Annotated in this window: 2 pseudogenes; both read left to right on the top strand. The window is 56.6% G+C overall.

Annotated elements, in window-relative coordinates:
* Nucleotides 1–409, top strand: a pseudogene (locus ACIQY3_RS32800) (cell division protein FtsZ); the annotation flags it as partial.
* A gap of 112 nt (nt 410–521) precedes the next feature.
* Nucleotides 522–1,072 (top strand): annotated as a pseudogene (gene lpxC, locus ACIQY3_RS32795) (UDP-3-O-acyl-N-acetylglucosamine deacetylase); the annotation flags it as partial.

The raw sequence follows: 1,072 nt of genomic DNA, 5'->3' as shown, positions 1-1,072 counted from the left end.
GGTGAAGTTCACCGCCGGTGCTGACCTGTCGCTGGGTGAGTACTCCGCCGTGGGTAGCATCATCGAAGCCTTCGCTTCCGAGCACGCGATGGTCAAGGTCGGTACCGTTATCGATCCAGACATGCGCGACGAACTGCACGTGACCGTGGTTGCCACTGGTCTGGGCGCAAAAATCGAGAAGCCTGTGAAGGTTATCGACAACACCATGCACACGTCCGTGGCATCGCAACCGCAGCAACAAGCGCCTTCGCGTCAGGAAGCGCCTGCTGTGAACTACCGTGACCTGGACCGTCCGACCGTCATGCGCAACCAGGCTCAGGCCGGTGCTGCGACTGCCGCGAAGATGAATCCGCAAGACGATCTGGACTACCTGGACATCCCGGCATTCCTGCGTCGTCAGGCTGATTGATGGAATGTATCAGGGCTATGAAGGTGATTGGTGTTCAGCAAAGGCGTGGTCTGCTATTATCGCCAGCCTTTGTTGATACCAGTTCGCAATTTGCGCTGAAGCGGCCCAAGCCATGATTAAACAACGCACACTGAAAAATATTATCCGTGCCACAGGTGTAGGCCTGCACTCCGGGGAGAAGGTATACCTGACCCTCAAGCCTGCACCTATCGACACCGGCATCGTGTTTGTTCGTGCCGATCTGGACCCTGTGGTGCAGATTCCTGCTCGCGCGGAAAACGTTGGCGAAACCACGATGTCGACCACGCTGGTCAACGGTGACGTCAAAGTGGATACGGTGGAGCACTTGCTCTCGGCCATGGCTGGCCTGGGCATCGATAACGCCTACGTCGAGCTCTCCGCGTCCGAAGTCCCGATCATGGATGGTAGCGCTGGACCTTTCGTATTCCTGATTCAATCGGCCGGCCTGGAAGAGCAGGACGCCGCCAAGAAGTTCATCCGGATCCTGCGGGAAGTGACAGTGGAAGACGGCGACAAGCGCGCCACTTTCGTCCCTTTCGAAGGTTTCAAAGTGAGCTTCGAGATCGATTTCGATCACCCGGTTTTCCGTAACCGCACACAAAGTGCAAGCGTGGATTTTTCCAGCACTTCGTTCGTAAAAGA

This window comes from Pseudomonas sp. NPDC096950, from assembly GCF_044762525.1.
In the GTDB taxonomy this organism is placed as follows: domain Bacteria; phylum Pseudomonadota; class Gammaproteobacteria; order Pseudomonadales; family Pseudomonadaceae; genus Aquipseudomonas.
This window is presented reverse-complemented; position numbering and strand designations above follow the sequence as displayed.